18 protein-coding genes are annotated in these 15,371 nt (G+C 58.1%); 14 read left to right on the forward strand and 4 right to left on the reverse strand.

Annotated features, from left to right (window positions below; all coding sequences use genetic code 11):
* Positions 1-232: 232 nt before the first annotated feature.
* The 4 genes from HUJ17_RS01325 to HUJ17_RS01340 all read right to left on the reverse strand — a co-directional run bounded on the left by HUJ17_RS01325 (position 233) and on the right by HUJ17_RS01340 (position 3,232).
* On the reverse strand, positions 233-850 hold the full coding sequence (locus HUJ17_RS01325; RefSeq protein WP_290509013.1) for a methyltransferase domain-containing protein: 618 nt from the start codon (positions 848-850) through the stop codon (positions 233-235).
* Complete coding sequence (locus tag HUJ17_RS01330) at positions 850-2,073, reverse strand: hypothetical protein (protein ID WP_290509014.1); 1,224 nt, start codon at positions 2,071-2,073, stop codon at positions 850-852. The genes HUJ17_RS01325 and HUJ17_RS01330 overlap by 1 nt, the downstream gene beginning before the upstream one ends.
* Positions 2,074-2,380: 307 nt before the next feature.
* On the reverse strand, positions 2,381-2,680 hold the full coding sequence (locus tag HUJ17_RS01335; protein WP_290509015.1) for a PA4642 family protein: 300 nt from the start codon (positions 2,678-2,680) through the stop codon (positions 2,381-2,383).
* Between the two features lie 177 nt (positions 2,681-2,857).
* A complete protein-coding gene (locus HUJ17_RS01340; protein WP_035248851.1) occupies positions 2,858-3,232 on the reverse strand; it encodes an HU family DNA-binding protein in 375 nt (124 codons plus the stop codon).
* Positions 3,233-3,601: 369 nt separating this feature from the next.
* Between HUJ17_RS01340 and aspS the strand changes: the two genes are divergently transcribed.
* The 14 genes from aspS (at position 3,602) to queC (ending at position 15,246) form a co-directional block, all read left to right on the forward strand.
* Positions 3,602-5,365 carry an aspartate--tRNA ligase gene (gene aspS, locus HUJ17_RS01345; protein ID WP_290509016.1) on the forward strand — a complete coding sequence of 588 codons (1,764 nt, stop codon included), beginning with the start codon at positions 3,602-3,604 and terminating at the stop codon, positions 5,363-5,365.
* A gap of 65 nt (positions 5,366-5,430) precedes the next feature.
* Entirely contained in the window at positions 5,431-6,171 is a 741-nt protein-coding gene (locus tag HUJ17_RS01350; RefSeq protein ID WP_290509017.1) for a YebC/PmpR family DNA-binding transcriptional regulator, read from the forward strand.
* Between the two features lie 213 nt (positions 6,172-6,384).
* A complete protein-coding gene (gene ruvC / locus HUJ17_RS01355; protein WP_035249006.1) occupies positions 6,385-6,903 on the forward strand; it encodes a crossover junction endodeoxyribonuclease RuvC in 519 nt (172 codons plus the stop codon).
* A 22-nt stretch (positions 6,904-6,925) separates the two neighbouring features.
* On the forward strand, positions 6,926-7,525 hold the full coding sequence (gene ruvA, locus HUJ17_RS01360) for a Holliday junction branch migration protein RuvA (protein ID WP_290509018.1): 600 nt from the start codon (positions 6,926-6,928) through the stop codon (positions 7,523-7,525).
* 248 nt (positions 7,526-7,773) lie between these two features.
* The gene (gene ruvB, locus HUJ17_RS01365) at positions 7,774-8,802 is read left to right on the forward strand and encodes a Holliday junction branch migration DNA helicase RuvB (protein WP_290509019.1); all 1,029 of its coding nucleotides are present in this window, start codon (positions 7,774-7,776) and stop codon (positions 8,800-8,802) included.
* Complete coding sequence (gene ybgC / locus HUJ17_RS01370; protein WP_290509020.1) at positions 8,795-9,238, forward strand: tol-pal system-associated acyl-CoA thioesterase; 444 nt, start codon at positions 8,795-8,797, stop codon at positions 9,236-9,238. The genes ruvB and ybgC overlap by 8 nt, the downstream gene beginning before the upstream one ends.
* Positions 9,231-9,917, forward strand: coding sequence for a protein TolQ (gene tolQ / locus HUJ17_RS01375; RefSeq protein WP_290509021.1), 687 nt, complete (start codon positions 9,231-9,233; stop codon positions 9,915-9,917). The genes ybgC and tolQ overlap by 8 nt, the downstream gene beginning before the upstream one ends.
* 3 nt (positions 9,918-9,920) lie before the next feature.
* Positions 9,921-10,358, forward strand: coding sequence for a protein TolR (gene tolR / locus HUJ17_RS01380; protein WP_290509022.1), 438 nt, complete (start codon positions 9,921-9,923; stop codon positions 10,356-10,358).
* Positions 10,351-11,130 carry a cell envelope integrity protein TolA gene (locus tag HUJ17_RS01385; RefSeq protein ID WP_290509023.1) on the forward strand — a complete coding sequence of 260 codons (780 nt, stop codon included), beginning with the start codon at positions 10,351-10,353 and terminating at the stop codon, positions 11,128-11,130. Before tolR ends, HUJ17_RS01385 begins: the two co-directional genes overlap by 8 nt.
* 23 nt (positions 11,131-11,153) lie before the next feature.
* A complete protein-coding gene (gene tolB, locus HUJ17_RS01390) occupies positions 11,154-12,431 on the forward strand; it encodes a Tol-Pal system beta propeller repeat protein TolB (RefSeq protein ID WP_290509027.1) in 1,278 nt (425 codons plus the stop codon).
* Positions 12,432-12,476: 45 nt separating this feature from the next.
* Positions 12,477-13,049, forward strand: a complete 573-nt coding sequence (gene pal / locus HUJ17_RS01395; RefSeq protein ID WP_062816933.1) for a peptidoglycan-associated lipoprotein Pal — start codon at positions 12,477-12,479, stop codon at positions 13,047-13,049.
* Positions 13,050-13,052: 3 nt separating this feature from the next.
* On the forward strand, positions 13,053-13,817 hold the full coding sequence (gene ybgF, locus HUJ17_RS01400) for a tol-pal system protein YbgF (RefSeq protein ID WP_290509024.1): 765 nt from the start codon (positions 13,053-13,055) through the stop codon (positions 13,815-13,817).
* A 93-nt stretch (positions 13,818-13,910) separates the two neighbouring features.
* Complete coding sequence (gene queE, locus HUJ17_RS01405) at positions 13,911-14,552, forward strand: 7-carboxy-7-deazaguanine synthase QueE (protein WP_290509025.1); 642 nt, start codon at positions 13,911-13,913, stop codon at positions 14,550-14,552.
* A 25-nt stretch (positions 14,553-14,577) separates the two neighbouring features.
* The gene (queC, locus tag HUJ17_RS01410; protein WP_290509026.1) at positions 14,578-15,246 is read left to right on the forward strand and encodes a 7-cyano-7-deazaguanine synthase QueC; all 669 of its coding nucleotides are present in this window, start codon (positions 14,578-14,580) and stop codon (positions 15,244-15,246) included.
* The last annotated feature ends 125 nt before the right edge of the window (positions 15,247-15,371 follow it).

Here is a 15,371-nt window from a genome sequence, read left to right on the forward strand (position 1 = left end):
GGGGGTATTGTAAAGGCAAAGTCGTGCAGGTGGGTGTGGCAGATTGTCCCGGTTAGGCAACTACAAGCTGCAACGCGAATCAGGGATGTGCTAGCCGAAGAGCGCGGACCCCGCGCCGGCTCGTATTATTGTATATCTGGTTTTTGTTATGGGTTAAACGCGGAGATAGTGGTCTATCGGTTGGCAATAGACCGGTTCGTGTTGAAGCTTGAGGCTTGTAGCTTGCTGCTCTTCAAGGCCGCAGCAGTGCCCCATCAAGCAACTCCCCGGCAAAGGCGGGGAGTTTCGGATGGCGGCGGTGGCTGGCCTTATGCAGGCGGAAACCGGCTTCGCGGAAGATGCTGGCAGTGTCACGGGTGAGCTGGCAGCCGCAGGCCAGATGCTTCCAGGCCGGGTTCATACCCTTTTGCAGGCGCTGTATCCAGCGGCGGTCGCTGAGTACATGTTCCAGGGCCAGCAGGGTGCCGCCGGGTTTGAGTACCCGAAACGCTTCCGCTGCCGCCTTTTCGGGGTCGGGAATAGTGCAGAACACCAGGCAGGCAACCACAGTATCGAAGTGGTGATCCGGGTAGGGTAGTTGCTGGGCGTCACCGGTGCGAAGCACAAACCGGTCCGGGTGCGGGCATTGACTGGCCGCTTCCCGTGCCAACTCCAGCAACGCCTGGGCCGGTTCGATGCCGTGGATTTCGGTGGCAGAATCGCCATAGAAAGGAAAGTTACTGCCGGTACCGACGCCCAGTTCCAGTACGCATCCTTTGGCCTGGCCGACGATTCGCTCGCGGTCCCGGTAAACCGGACGGGTTGCCCAATCCAGTAATACCGGGAACAGCTTGTCTTCATACAGTGACATCAGCCGCGCTCAGGCAACACGTACTTTCCAGGATTATTCAGCATGTCCATGCTGAGCGGTTCGCTGATGATGCTGGTCAGGTTGCGGTCCGTCTGCTTGCTGAACTTGCGACGCAGCTTTTCAAACTTTCGGAAGCTGCGGAAGTTCAGGGCATACAGCCGTACTTCCTGCAGGCGCTTGTAGGAATACATCACGTCCAGGGCATCCATGGAGAACTCCGGGCGGATCTTCATGGCCTTTTCCAGGTAGCTGATTGCCTCGTTGAGATCGCGCTTGCGGTTCATGTAAATCAACGCATTGGCGTATTCGTAGTTGACGATGGGAATATCGCCAGCCATCTCCATCGCCTCGGCAAAGGATTCTTCCACTGTGGTGGTGCGTGCCCCATACGTCATGCGGCCGGTAAACTTGCCCACCCGACGCATGATGCCGGCATCGACGCCTGCACGGAAAGCATGTGCCAGCGGCTGCTCTGGCATCACTTCCACGACTTCCTCGGCACTGGTCTTGATCTTGCCGATATAGCGGCGTGCTACCACGATGGGTACCGGAGATTCTTCGGCGATCCGGGCAATGGCATAGGCGTAACCCAGTTTCACGGTCGCGACGATAGGGGCTACCTCTGGGTCATCCTCCGCTTCCTTCATGTCGTCGAAGTATTCCTGGGCCTGGTTGGCCACGTCCTGCAGCATCATGTACTTGGTGCTCTGACGATCTGCCAGATAGATGGCGTACATGAGCTGTGAGAACAGGGAGGGGATCTTGCCGATGGCGCCAAGCTTCAGGCCTTCTTCGCGGGCTTGCTGGAAATCACCGGCAAAAAACATTCTCCAGACCGCCAGATAGCGGCGCTCCAGACCATCGTAATCCTTGCCATCCCAGTTCTGGATGTCTTCTGACATGAACGGGTATTTCTTGAACTGGGTGCGCATGTAGTCCGCAGAGGGGTAAGGCACCTTCAGTCCACGCATCAGGTAATCCCATTTCTCGCGGATTTGAGCGTCGGTGTAGGTGAAGTAGCTTTTCTTGTAGGGGACTTCGTTCCACTTTTCCTGGAAGATGCGCTCATCCACCGGGATTTCCTGCATTTGCAGTTCTTCTGCGGTCACTTCGTCCATTTCGTCATCGTAGTCGTCGTCGCGCGCCGCATGAAGTTGCAAGCTCAATGCACAAAGCGCGATCAGACACAGGGAATGCCAGAACCGTTGAGGATATGCTGTCATGATGGTTTACAGCTCTTGTTGTTGTTGTGTGTTTTATCAGGGTATGAAATACAACTTGTGGCCGTCATTGTCGTGAAATGCCTGCTGCAGGCAGATGCTACAATAACGACAGGTAAAGCCGTTTCTGGCTTTTCCTATACCCCGTTTTTAGAGGCGACATGGTCGCCGGGCCCCGATAGCCCTTGTAATGGCTTAACAATGCCATGGGCTTGGACGGTGGACAAGTTCCTGAGGGTATGTATTTTTCTTGGTAAATGTATCTGGAAGGTTGCCGCCCGACAGAAGGTCAGGCGGCGCGGGGTAGATCCTAGCGAGTGCCGCCTGCATCGCGCAGCAACTGGGCGTAGTCGCTGCACTTCGGGTGGCTGTCGATGAGAGCCAGCAGGGTACGGCCCTGGGGGTCCCGGGCATTGAGATCCCGACCCTGTGCCAGGAAGAACCCGATGAAACGCCCGAAATCTTCGGACCGCAGGGCCCGGTAGGCTTTCTCGAGCACGTGGAAGTCGGCGTCGACACCCTCTTCGCTGGAGAAATCCAGGAAAACCTTGATCTGTTCGTCGGTCATCGGCTCGCCGATTACCTTCTTCTTGTCTTTACGCTCTGCCATGGGCGCGCTCCTTGAATTCCGGTAACAAATGCTGGCGCCTCGGAGTGGCTGTGGTTGGCCAGTCAATACCAGGGTCAGTCTGTGGGCGCGGATTATAGAGGTTGGGATGGCCAGGGGCCAGAGGAGCTGGGGGAGAGAGTCAACCACCGGGCCGGAGCCCGGCGGTAGCAAGCGGCATCAGGATGCCATGTCCTTGAGTTTTTTCAGCGGACGCACTTTTACCATGGTGCGGGCCGGCTTGGCGGCGAACGTGGTTTCTTCACCGGTGAACGGGTTGATGCCCTTGCGTGCCTTGGTGGCAGGTTTTTTCTGGGTGACGATTTTCATCAGGCCCGGCAGGGTGAACTGGCCAGCACCGCGTTTCTTCAGATGACCTTCCATGATGTCGGCCAGCTCATCGAATACGGCGTTGACGTCTTTCTTGGTCAGGCCGGTGGTATCGCTGATCTGGTTAACGATCTGGGTTTTGTTCATCGGTTCGGTGATGGTTTTAACCTTGCGAGCCGCAGTAGCGCTGGTGGCTTTGGCAGCTGTCTTTTTCTTTGCAGCCATGGATTACTTACCCCTTGTTTTGTGTCTTCCTGAGAATGTGTATCTCCGCCGAACGGCGGGGAACCGGTCTTGCTTCCCTGTCAGGTACGCCCCTGGACTGCGCAAACTCAGAGGGCCACTGAATTGGTTCGCATCTGTTATATGCCATGAATTTTCACTGCACAAGCCGTCAAACCACTATTTTTTACGGACTTTCAACAAAAAAGGGGCTGATGTGGCCTGTTTGGCAGGGAATCGCCCCCCGGCATGGCTCGCAGGCGGTGGAATCGCTATACTGTGGCGCCTTTTTCAGCGACCCGGGGACTGACACTGCCGACAGATGCGGTCGGCTCCGGGTAGCGCCCTCAGAAATACAAGCGGAAGTTAAGCATGCGAAGCCATTATTGCGGTGATTTGCGAGCCTCCCACGATGGAGAAACAGTTGAGCTTTGCGGTTGGGTCAGTCGCCGCCGTGACCACGGTGGGGTGATTTTCCTCGACCTGCGCGACCGTAATGGTCTGGTGCAGGTGGTGTTCGATCCGGACACCGTGGAAGCCTTCGCGCTGGCCGACAAGGTTCGCAGCGAGTACGTGGTGCGCCTGACCGGGCTGGTGCGCATGCGTGATGAAGCGGTGCGCAACAGCAAGATGGCCACCGGCGATATCGAAGTGCTGGGCAAGGAACTGACCATCCTTAACGAGGCGCAAACCCCGCCGTTCGAGCTGGATGCCCATTCCGCTGCCGGCGAAGAAGTGCGCCTCAAGTATCGCTACATGGACCTGCGTCGCCCGGAAGTGCTGCGTAACTTCCAGTTCCGTTCGCGCCTGACCCACGTGGTCCGTGCCTTCCTGGAAGGCGAAGGCTTCATGGATGTGGAAACCCCGATTCTGACCCGGGCCACCCCGGAAGGTGCCCGGGATTACCTGGTGCCCAGCCGTACCCATCCCGGTAGCTTCTTCGCCTTGCCGCAGTCTCCGCAGCTGTTCAAACAGCTGCTGATGGTGGCGGGCTTCGACCGCTACTACCAGATTGCCAAGTGCTTCCGTGACGAGGATCTGCGCGCTGATCGTCAGCCGGAATTCACCCAGATTGACCTGGAAGCTTCCTTTGTGGAGGAAGAGGACATCATGGGTATCACCGAACGCATGGTGCGCTCGGTGTTCAAGGAGCTGCTGGATGTGGAACTGCCGGACTTCCCCCGCATGCCGTTCTCCGAAGCCATGCAGCGTTTTGGTTCCGACAAGCCGGACCTGCGTATCCCGCTGGAACTGATCGACATCGCCGATCTGTTGGCCGGTGTGGATTTCAAGGTGTTCTCCGGCCCGGCCAACGATCCGAAAGGGCGTGTGGCGGCCATGAAGGTGCCGGGCGGTTGCAGCCTGTCGCGCAAGGATATCGATGGCTATACCAAGTTCGTCAGCATCTATGGCGCCAAGGGGCTGGCCTATATCAAGGTCAACGACCTGGCTGCCGGGGCCGAAGGTCTGCAGTCGCCGATCCTCAAGTTCCTCACCGAGGATGCGATTCAGGGTATTCTGGAGCGCACCGGCGCCGAGACCGGCGACCTGATTTTCTTCGGTGCCGACAAGGCCAAGATCGTCAACGAAGCGCTGGGCGCGCTGCGCGTTAAAGTGGGGCACGACCTGAACCTGGTCGAGGGCGACTGGGCGCCGTTGTGGGTGGTGGACTTCCCCATGTTCGAAGAGGACGAGGGTCAGTACTACGCCCTGCATCACCCCTTCACCATGCCCAGCTGCAGCCCGGAAGAGCTGAAGAGCAACCCGGAAGGGGCCCTGTCCCGTGCCTATGACATGGTGCTCAACGGCACCGAACTGGGTGGTGGCTCTATCCGTATTCACAACCCGGCCATGCAGCGCACCGTGTTCGAAGCGCTGGGCATTTCCGATGAAGAGGCTGACGAAAAGTTCGGCTTCCTGCTCGACGGTTTGAAATACGGCGCGCCGCCACATGGTGGTCTGGCTTTCGGCCTGGATCGCATGGTCATGCTGATGACGGGCTGCGATTCCATCCGTGACGTGATCGCCTTCCCGAAAACCCAGACCGCTTCCTGCATGATGACCAATGCGCCGTCACCGGTGGACAACAAGCAGCTGCGTGAAGTGGGTGTGCAGGTTCGCAAGGACGATAACTGATTCGATAACAACCGGCGGCGCGACCTGCTCGCGCCGGTCTGTTCGTAGCAATTACGGGAGACACCATGGCAGGACACAGTAAATGGGCCAATATCAAGCACCGTAAGGCGGCCCAGGATGCCAAGCGCGGTAAGATCTTTACCAAACTGATTCGCGAAATCACCGTGGCGGCCAGAATGGGCGGCGGCGAGCCGGCGGACAACCCGCGCCTGCGGGCGGCGGTTGACAAGGCGCTGGGTCAGAACATGACCCGTGACACCATCGACCGGGCCATCAAGCGTGGTGCAGGTGGTGATGACGACGCCAACATGGAAGAGATCACCTACGAAGGTTACGGCAAGGGTGGCGTGGCGGTACTGGTGGAAACCATGACCGACAACGTGAACCGCACCGTGGCCGAGGTGCGCCATGCGTTCTCCAAGTTTGCCGGCAATCTGGGCACCAGTGGCTCCGTTGCCTTCCTGTTCAGCAAGCGCGGTGAGATCTTCTTCGAGCCCGGCGTGGATGAAGAAAGGCTGATGGAAGTGGCCCTGGAAGCCGGTGCCGAGGATGTGGAAGAAAACGACGACGGCAGCTTCCTGGTCATCACCACCCCGGACAAGCAGTTCGGTGACGTGATCGATGCCCTGCGCGAAGCCGGTCTGGAATTCGCCGACGCGGAAGTGACCATGCACCCCTCCACGGAAGCGGAGATGGATGCGGACACCGCGGAAACCGTTCAAAAGATGATCGACATGCTGGAAGACCTGGACGACGTGCAGAATGTCTACACCAACGCCAGCTGGCCGGCGGAAGAAGAGCAGTAACGGCAAGTCTCAAGCTACAAGCTACAAAGAAAACAAAAGCCCCGAGTGTTTCGGGGCTTTTTGGTATATGGAGGTTGTGCCGGCCGTTTGCGGCAACACAATCTTGCTTGCAGCTTGCAGCTTGCAGCTTGCAGCTTGCAGCTTTGCTAACTGGACATATGGACAGCTGTCAGGTACAACTGGGCCAGCTTTTTATTTTCGGGTCAGCGGCTTATGGCATTACTACTGGGGATCGACCCGGGCTCCCGGCGTACCGGCTACGGGCTGGTGGAGCAGGTGGGCAACCGCAGTCGGGCGGTGGCCTTCGGCACCATTGCCACGACCCACAAGGAGATCCCTCCGCGCCTGGGCGAGATCTTCACCGGCATCCATCAGGTGGTGATGGAATACGGCCCGGCGGAAGTGAGTATTGAAAAGGTGTTCATGGCTCGCAACGCGGATTCTGCCCTGAAACTGGGGCAGGCCCGAGGGGCGGCCATTGCCGCGGTAATGCAGGCCTCGCTGCCGGTGTTTGAATACTCTGCCCGGCAGGTGAAGCAGGCGGTGGTAGGACGCGGTGGCGCGGAAAAAGGACAGGTAGCGGAAATGGTCAAATACCTGCTCGGTCTGGAAAAACGCCCCCAGGAAGATGCAGCCGATGCACTGGCCATCGCCCTGTGTCATGCCCATATGCGTGTGTCACTGGCCCGGATGGGCGGTGCAACCGCAGTAAGAAACGGACGAATACGGTGAACAGTACGGTGATGACACAGCCATGATAGGACAATTGCGTGGAACCCTGCTCGAGAAACGCCCGCCAGTGCTACTGCTGGATGTGAACGGGGTAGGGTACGAAGTGGAAGCCCCCATGACGGTGTTCTACGGCCTGCCCGACACCGGTGAGTTGTTGACCCTGCACACCCATTTCGTAGTGCGCGAAGATGCCCAGTTACTGTATGGCTTTGCCGATCGCTATGAGCGGGAACTGTTCCGGGCGCTGATCAAGGTCAACGGCGTGGGGCCGAAAATGGCCCTGGCCATTCTCTCCGGCATCGAGGCAGACCGCCTGGCACAGTGTATCCACGATCAGGACACCACCTCACTGGTGAAAGTGCCGGGTATCGGCAAGAAAACTGCTGAACGACTGGTTATCGAAATGCGCGACCGCCTCGACAAGATTGATGGTGGTCCTGTGTCCCTGCCGGGGCAGGCACCTCTGGCCCAGCCGGACGATGCTCGCTCCGATGCCATTGCTGCCCTGGAAGCGTTGGGATACCGCAACAAGGATGCCGCCGCCGCCGTTGGCAAAGTGGCGGAAGAGGGCGCAACCAGCGAGCAACTGATCCGACAGGCGCTGAAAAGTCTGGCGCGCTGATTGAGGTTGCAAGAGGCAAGTTTCATGATGCAACGCGAGCGGATGGGGCTGGCGACTTCGTTTAAGAGGACGCGAATACACGCTATGGGTCGCAAATGGTGTTGGAGCAAAGAAAGGTTTTTCTTTTTGTAGGAAGCTATGCTTGCATAGCGAAATCGGCAGTAAAACGCGGGCAAAGACCTTTTTTGTTTGGCACGGCACCTGATCGCGTTGAAACTTGCAACTTGCAACTTGCGTCCTGAGCCAACATGGAAAACGATCGTTTGATTTCCCCGGCTGCGGTAGGCAGCCATGAAGAACAGTATGACCGGGCCATCCGCCCGGCCAGTCTGGCTGACTACAAAGGCCAGCCAAAAGTCCGCGAGCGCATGGAAATCTTCATTGATGCCGCCCGTGGCCGCCAGGAAGCCCTCGACCATACCCTGATATTCGGCCCGCCTGGGCTGGGCAAGACGACCCTGGCGCACATTATCGCCCGGGAAATGGGCTGCGAACTCAAGTCCACTTCCGGCCCTGTGCTGGAAAAGGCCGGCGATCTGGCCGCTATCCTCACCAACCTGGAAGAGGGCGATGTGCTGTTCGTGGATGAAATCCACCGCCTGTCACCGGTGGTGGAGGAGATCCTCTATCCGGCCATGGAGGACTACCAGCTCGATATCATGATCGGCGAGGGGCCGGCGGCCCGCTCCATCAAGCTGGATCTGCCTCCTTTTACCCTGGTGGGGGCTACCACCCGGGCGGGCCTGCTTACCGCGCCCTTGCGTGACCGCTTCGGTATAGTCCAGCGGCTGGAATTCTATTCAGTGGAAGATCTCTCCGGGATTGTGATTCGTGCCTGCGACATTCTTTCCATTCCCATTGATGATGCCGGCGCCCTGGAAGTGGCGCGCCGCGCTCGCGGTACTCCACGTATCGCCAATCGGCTGTTGCGCCGGGTCCGTGACTACGCGGAAGTGAAGGGCGACGGGCGGATTACCGAAGCCATGGCTCAGCGGGCACTGGACATGCTGGAGGTGGATAGTTGTGGCCTGGACGGCACCGACCGACGTCTGCTCAACATGATCATGCACAAATTTGATGGTGGTCCGGTGGGCCTGGAGTCCCTGGCGGCGGCGCTCAATGAGGATGCCGGCACCCTGGAAGAGGTGGTGGAGCCCTATCTGATCCAGCAGGGCTTTATTCAGCGTACCCCGCGGGGACGTGCCACCACCAACCATGCCTGGCGTCATTTCGGCCTGCAGCGGCCGCGAAAAGACGGTGATTTGTTTAATGATTGAAAAAAAGCCGCGAAACGGGGAATTTACCCTGCCGGTACGCGTCTACATCGAGGACACCGATGCCGGTGGCATCGTCTATTACGTGAATTACCTGAAATTCATGGAAAGGGCGCGCACTGAATTTATGCGCACCCTAGGCTATCAGCATTATGTGTTGGCGGATGAGAACTTCCAGTTCGTGGTCCATTCGGCCAATGTGCAATACCGTCAGCCGGCCCGCATCGACGATGCGCTGGCAGTAACCGCCCGGCTCAAGCAGCTGGGCAAGGCCACGTTGTTTTTTGACCAGCAGGTACGCCGAGGCGACACGCTGCTGTGTCAGGCGGAGATAAAGGTGGCCTGCGTCAGTGCTGATACTCTCAGGCCCACCGGGATACCGGCGGACCTGTACAACAAATTCAAAGCCGCCAGCGAAGGAGAAGGGCTCAATGGTTGAGGCATCGAGTATGTCTGTCGTCAGTCTGATCAGTAACGCCACCATTGTGGTGCAGCTGGTCATGGTGCTGTTGATAGTGGCGTCGTTGACGTCCTGGTACATGATTGTCAGCCGTTTCCGGGTAATGGGGCGGGCTCACAAGGCAGGGCGTGCCTTCGAAGAGAAGTTCTGGTCCAGCGACGATTTGGCCTCACTGTATAACCAGAGCCGTAAGGACCCGGATGTGGATGCGGGCCCGGAGTCTATCTTTCGCGCCGGCTTCCAGGAGTTTGTTCGGCTCTCCAAGAGCACCCGTGGCGCTGAAGCTGTGATGGATGGCAGCCAGCGGGCCATGCGTGTGGCTCTGCAGCGTGAACAGACTCGCCTGACAAAGCACCTTCCGTTTCTTGCAACGGTGGGTTCCACCAGCCCTTACGTGGGGCTGTTTGGTACGGTGTGGGGCATCATGAATTCCTTCATGGCACTGGCCAACGTCAAGCAGGCGACTCTCAGCGTGGTAGCGCCGGGCATTGCGGAGGCGTTGATTGCCACGGCCATCGGCTTGTTTGCGGCGATTCCGGCAGTGATGGCCTATAACCGTTTCTCTGCGCAGAGCGATGCCCTGCTCACTGAAAACGAAATGTTCGCCGAGGAGTTCTCCTCGGTGCTGCACCGTCAGGTCCACGGACGCGAGGGGTAAGCCATGAGCGGCGTGAAGATCAGGGTGCCGCGTAAGCTCGTTGCCGAGATGAACGTGGTGCCCTACATCGATGTGATGCTGGTGCTGCTGGTGATTTTCATGGCCACGGCGCCGATGATGACCCAGGGCATCAATGTGGATCTGCCTGACAGCAACAGTGAGCCCATTGATACCAACAAGGATGAGCCGGTGATCATTTCGGTGACCGCTGACGGTAGCTATTACATTGATGTGGGCAGCGACAGCCGCAAGTCTGCCAGCCTGGAAACGGTGCAGGGTCATGCGCTGCGCATTCACAAACAGAAACCGTCCACCCTGTTTCTGGTGGAAGGGGACAGCCAGGTGGCCTATGCCAAGGTGGTCCAGTTGATGGGGGCCTTGCAGGCAGCCGGCATTACCCAGCTGGGTCTGGTGACGGAACCGCAGGGCAGCAATGAGTGATCGTGGCGCCGCGCTGCTTTTTACCCTGCTCATTCACCTGCTGGTGTTTGGGCTGCTGGTGTTTAGCTGGAGTACGGATCCGTCACTGCACAAGGCGCCGGTGATTCCTCCCCATGTGAAAGCCACCATGGTGGAGACGTCGAAACAGAAGAAGGCGCCGGTTAGCAAGCCGAAGCCGGAGCAAAAGCCCGCGCCGAAACCGGAACCGAAACCCAAACCCAAGCCGAAACCCAAACCGGAGCCCAAAAAGCCTGAGCCGAAACCCAAACCCAAGCCGAAACCGGAGCCGACCAAAAAGCCGGCACCTAAGCCAGAACCGAAACCGGAGCCCAAGCCGGATCCCAAACCGGTTATCCCCGATATTGAGGAGCCGAGTCTGGAGGAAATGCTGGCCGAGGAAGAGCTGGAAATGGCAAAGCCGACAGAGCCATCACCCCAGGAGTCGCAGGAAGCGGCCAGCAACGCGGATCAGTCGGATGTGGAGGTGGCCAGTTTTACCGATGCTATTTCCGCTCAGGTGGGGCAGCGTTGGCGAATTCCCGGGAATTACCGGAATCGGGATGACATCAAAACGCAGGTTCGTATACAGATGATTCCTGGTGGTGAGGTCGTCAACGTGTCGGTGGTAAAAAGTAGCGGTTATCCGGATTTTGATGAATCGGTAATGAATGCGGTCAAGCTGGCCAGCCCCTTACCGGTGCCTGATGGCCCCCTGTTTGATAAACAGTTTCGCTCACTGGTGATCGAATTTGATCCTGGAGTTGCACAATGAAGTTGGAATGTAGGGCAAAGAAAATGTGGCGGATCGGCTTGGCGGCCATCCTGGTGTTCGGCGCTACGATGGCCCGGGCGGAATTGCTGATCCGGGTAACAGAAGGCCGTGTTGATGCGGTCCCCATCGCCGTCGTGCCCTTTGAGGGTGCACAGAATGCACCCGAGGACGTGTCACAGATTGTGCAGGCGGATCTGCATCGCAGTGGTCAGTTCAAGCCGTTACCCGCAGAAGATATGCTCAGCCGACCGCGCAACGAAAGCGAAGTCATCTACCGGGATTTCCGGGTGTTGGGTGTGGAATACATCATTACTGGCAGCATGAAGGCTCAGGAAAGTGGAGGCTATGAGGTCAGCTATGCCCTGTTCGATGTGAACCGGCAAGTGAAGCTGATGTCGGAAACCTATCGACCGCCTGTATCCCAGCTACGTGACGTGGCTCATGCCATCAGTGACCGGATCTATGAGCAACTCACCGGTATCCCCGGTGCGTTTTCCACCAAGATTCTCTATGTCACGCATAATCGTAGTGACAAGAACCCTTATCAGCTGCAATATGCCGACGCCGACGGGCACCGGGTTACCACTATCCTGCGCAGCAAAGAGCCGATCATGAGCCCGACTTGGTCTCCGGATGGCAGGAAAGTTGCTTATGTTTCTTTCGAGGATGATGGCATGCCGGCCATCTATACCCATGACCTGGCGACCACCAACCGGGAAAAGGTGTCCAGTTTCAGGGGTATCAACGGTGCGCCGGATTGGTCGCCGGATGGCCAGAAGCTGGCGTTGACCCTGTCGAGGGACGGCAACCCGGAGATTTACATGCTGGATATCGCTAGCAAGCAGTTAACACGGCTGACCCAGCATTATGGTATTGATACGGAGCCTCGCTGGCTGCCGGATGGTGAACATTTGGTGTTTACCTCCAGCCGTTCCGGTGGGCCACAGATTTACAAACTGAACATAAATGATAAGTCGGTCCGGCGAGTGTCGTTCCAGGGTGCGTATAATGCCCGCCCGGATGTCACACCCGACGGCCGTTATCTTGTTTATGTACACCGGCGAAATGGAAATTTTAACGTCGGGGTGCAGGACCTCCAGCGGGGCACATTTAATATCGTGACCCGTACAGACATGGATGAATCGCCCAGTGTTGCGCCCAATGGAAGTATGGTAATTTACGGGACGCAAGATCGGGGGACGGGGGTTCTGGAAGCCGTATCCATCGATGGCAGAGTCAAAGTGACACTGCCGTCGAAGGAAGGGGAAGTCAGAGAACCGGCCTGGTCGCCGTTCCTCTGAGTGATTCTCGGAGTCCAATACTAGGAAATTATAGGAGCTTTACGCATGCGTTCATTTCTTAACCCGCTGTTTGCCCTGATGTTGGCAGCTGCCCTGGCAGCCTGTTCCAGCACCCCGACTGAAGACGACAGCTCTGCTACCGATGATATGTCCCAGCAGACTGATACCTCTCCGGTAACTCCGGTTGAGCCGTCTACTCCGTCCAAGCCGGACACCAGCAGCATCCCGCTGACAGCTGATAACTTCTACAACCATCCGTCCAACTACGATGGCACCACCGACAGCCGGGTGATCTACTTCGCATTTGACAGCAACACCGTTCCGGCGGCTGCTTTCGAAACTCTGCGTGCCCACGCTACCTACCTGAAAAACAACTCCAACGCCAAAGTGCGTCTGGAAGGTCACGCTGACGAGCGTGGTACCCGTGAGTACAACGTGGCTCTGTCCGAGCGTCGTTCCAAGGCGGTAGAGAAGTTCCTGCGTGTTCAGGGCGTGTCTTCTTCCCAGCTGGAAATCGTTTCCTATGGTGAAGAGAAGCCTGCGGCATTCGGTCACAGCGAAATGGACTGGGCCAAGAACCGTCGCGTAGAAATCAACTACACTGCCGGCCGTCCGTAAGGCATGAAAGCAGTGAAGCGAACGCGCCTGCTTGCAGGCGTAGTGCTCGGCTCCCTGGTGTTCTGTGCGCAAGCACAGAACACCGGGCCGCTGGCCGTTGAAGAGAGAAGCCTGGCCCAGGCCCGTTCCGGTGGTAGCAGCAGTGCTGCGGCCCCGATGAGCCAGGACGGTTTGTTGTTACTGATGCAACAGCAACAGCAGTTTGAAGAGCAGATCCAGGATTTGCAGGGTCAGCTTGAAGAGTTGCGTCATGAATTACAGGTCATGAAGGACGCGGAACGTGAGCGTTATCTGGACCTGGATACCCGAATCAATACGCTGGCTGAGCAGGGTAAGACCGAGCAGCCGGACGACAGTGCCGCCAGTGCGGCCGAAAATGACCCCGAAGCAGACCGTGACGCCTACAGTGCCGCCAAGGACAAGCTGATCAAGCGCGACTTTGATGCGGCGGCAGAAGCCTTCGAGGGTTACCTGAACGATTTCCCCAACGGGCAATTCCGTGCCCACGCCCACTTCTGGCTGGGCAAAGTCTACAGCAATCTGAAGACCCCAAAACAGGACAAGGCTCAGGCCCAGTTCCAGGCGGTAGTGGATGACTACCCGGAGCACAGCAAGGCGCCTACCAGCCTTTATACCCTGGCGGTGATGCAGGCCCGCGATGAGCAGGTCTCCCAGGCCAAGGTCAACTTACACAAGCTGATCAAGCAGTATCCGGACAGCTCTGAAGCCAGCCAGGCGAAGACGCTGCTGGAACAGCTGGACAAGTAATCCCTCACTATCTCTCCTTTGCCGGCGGCACAGACGCCGGCAAAGGTGATAGAATCCGCCGCATTTCCCCCTCCCGGGTGTTCAGGAGATGTTGTGGACCTCCGTCTGACCGAAATTTTTTACTCCCTCCAGGGCGAAGCGCGAACCGTGGGCCGGCCCACGGTATTCGTTCGCCTGACCGGCTGCCCGCAGCGTTGCGTGTGGTGTGATACTGAGTATGCCTTTTCCGGGGGGGAGAAATGGTCTCTAGAGGCGATCCTGGAGCAGGTGGCTGGTTACCAGGCGCGCTACGTGACGGTTACCGGCGGCGAGCCCCTGGCCCAGCCGAACTGCCTGCCGTTGCTGACCGCCCTGTGTGACAGAGGCTTTGATGTCAGTCTGGAAACCGGCGGTGCCATGGATATTGCTGGTGTGGACCCGCGAGTTTCTGTGGTCATGGACCTGAAAGCCCCCGGTTCCGGCGAGCAACACAACAACCGGTTGGAGAATATTCTGCTGCTCCAGCCCCATCATCAGGTGAAGTTTGTACTCGCCGACCGCAAGGATTACGACTGGGCACGCTTCATGCTGGACCAGCATCAGTTGCACCAGCGTGTCAGCGACGTGCTGTTTTCCCCGGTGCAGGGGGAGCTGGCACCGGGGGATCTGGCTGACTGGATTGTGGAAGACCGGCTGCCGGTGCGATTCCAGCTGCAACTGCACAAACTACTCTGGAATGACGCCCGCGGGCGCTAGTTGACGGGTTGAAGGAGAACCATCAATGAAAAAAGCCGTGGTATTGCTGTCCGGAGGTCTGGATTCGGCCACCTGCCTGGCCATCGCACGGGATCAGGGCTATCAGTGCCATACCATCGCCTTCGACTACGGGCAACGCACCCGTTCCGAGCTGGATGCGGCCGAGCGGGTCTCCGCGGCCCTGGGTGCACTCAGCCACCGGGTGATCGAGCTGGGCATGGGCAATATCGGCGGCTCCGCGCTTACTGACCACTCCATTGACGTACCGGAAGAGGGCGGCGACGGGATTCCGGTGACTTACGTGCCGGCCCGTAACACCGTCTTTCTTTCCCTGGCCCTGGGGCTGGCGGAAGTAGTGGAAGCTGAAGCGATCTACATCGGCGTGAATGCGGTGGACTATTCCGGGTATCCGGACTGCCGCCCAGCTTTCATTGAAGCCTTCCAGACGATGGCCAATCTAGCCACCAAGGCTGGTGTGGAAGGATCCCCGATCAGCGTCGAGACCCCGCTGATGCACCTGAGCAAGGCGCAGATCATCCAGCAGGGCACCGCCCTGGGGCTGGATTATGGTCTGACGGTGTCCTGCTACCAGGCTGACGAGAATGGCAATGCCTGTGGCAAATGCGACAGCTGCCGGCTGCGAAAGCAGGGCTTTGAAGAGGCATTGGTCAAAGATCCAACAAACTATCAGTAAAGGGGAAAAAAAATCGGTTTTCCCCTTGTCACCCGGAAATAAATCCGTATTATTTGCGCCTCCTTCGGGAGCGGGTCGTTAGCTCAGTTGGTAGAGCAGTTGGCTTTTAACCAATTGGTCGCTGG

This window comes from Alcanivorax sp. (assembly GCF_014762765.1).
In the GTDB taxonomy this organism is placed as follows: Bacteria; Pseudomonadota; Gammaproteobacteria; order Pseudomonadales; family Alcanivoracaceae; genus Alcanivorax.

What these genes read in the sequence shown, in the direction of transcription:
- HUJ17_RS01325 (WP_290509013.1), bottom strand. Translation starts at nt 850, where the DNA reads ATGTCACTGTATGAAGACAAGCTGTTCCCGGTATTACTGGATTGGGCA.
- HUJ17_RS01330 (WP_290509014.1), bottom strand. Translation starts at nt 2,073, where the DNA reads ATGACAGCATATCCTCAACGGTTCTGGCATTCCCTGTGTCTGATCGCG.
- HUJ17_RS01335 (WP_290509015.1), bottom strand. Translation starts at nt 2,680, where the DNA reads ATGGCAGAGCGTAAAGACAAGAAGAAGGTAATCGGCGAGCCGATGACC.
- HUJ17_RS01340 (WP_035248851.1), bottom strand. Translation starts at nt 3,232, where the DNA reads ATGGCTGCAAAGAAAAAGACAGCTGCCAAAGCCACCAGCGCTACTGCG.
- aspS (WP_290509016.1), top strand. Translation starts at nt 3,602, where the DNA reads ATGCGAAGCCATTATTGCGGTGATTTGCGAGCCTCCCACGATGGAGAA.
- HUJ17_RS01350 (WP_290509017.1), top strand. Translation starts at nt 5,431, where the DNA reads ATGGCAGGACACAGTAAATGGGCCAATATCAAGCACCGTAAGGCGGCC.
- ruvC (WP_035249006.1), top strand. Translation starts at nt 6,385, where the DNA reads ATGGCATTACTACTGGGGATCGACCCGGGCTCCCGGCGTACCGGCTAC.
- ruvA (WP_290509018.1), top strand. Translation starts at nt 6,926, where the DNA reads ATGATAGGACAATTGCGTGGAACCCTGCTCGAGAAACGCCCGCCAGTG.
- ruvB (WP_290509019.1), top strand. Translation starts at nt 7,774, where the DNA reads ATGGAAAACGATCGTTTGATTTCCCCGGCTGCGGTAGGCAGCCATGAA.
- ybgC (WP_290509020.1), top strand. Translation starts at nt 8,795, where the DNA reads ATGATTGAAAAAAAGCCGCGAAACGGGGAATTTACCCTGCCGGTACGC.
- tolQ (WP_290509021.1), top strand. Translation starts at nt 9,231, where the DNA reads ATGGTTGAGGCATCGAGTATGTCTGTCGTCAGTCTGATCAGTAACGCC.
- tolR (WP_290509022.1), top strand. Translation starts at nt 9,921, where the DNA reads ATGAGCGGCGTGAAGATCAGGGTGCCGCGTAAGCTCGTTGCCGAGATG.
- HUJ17_RS01385 (WP_290509023.1), top strand. Translation starts at nt 10,351, where the DNA reads ATGAGTGATCGTGGCGCCGCGCTGCTTTTTACCCTGCTCATTCACCTG.
- tolB (WP_290509027.1), top strand. Translation starts at nt 11,154, where the DNA reads ATGTGGCGGATCGGCTTGGCGGCCATCCTGGTGTTCGGCGCTACGATG.
- pal (WP_062816933.1), top strand. Translation starts at nt 12,477, where the DNA reads ATGCGTTCATTTCTTAACCCGCTGTTTGCCCTGATGTTGGCAGCTGCC.
- ybgF (WP_290509024.1), top strand. Translation starts at nt 13,053, where the DNA reads ATGAAAGCAGTGAAGCGAACGCGCCTGCTTGCAGGCGTAGTGCTCGGC.
- queC (WP_290509026.1), top strand. Translation starts at nt 14,578, where the DNA reads ATGAAAAAAGCCGTGGTATTGCTGTCCGGAGGTCTGGATTCGGCCACC.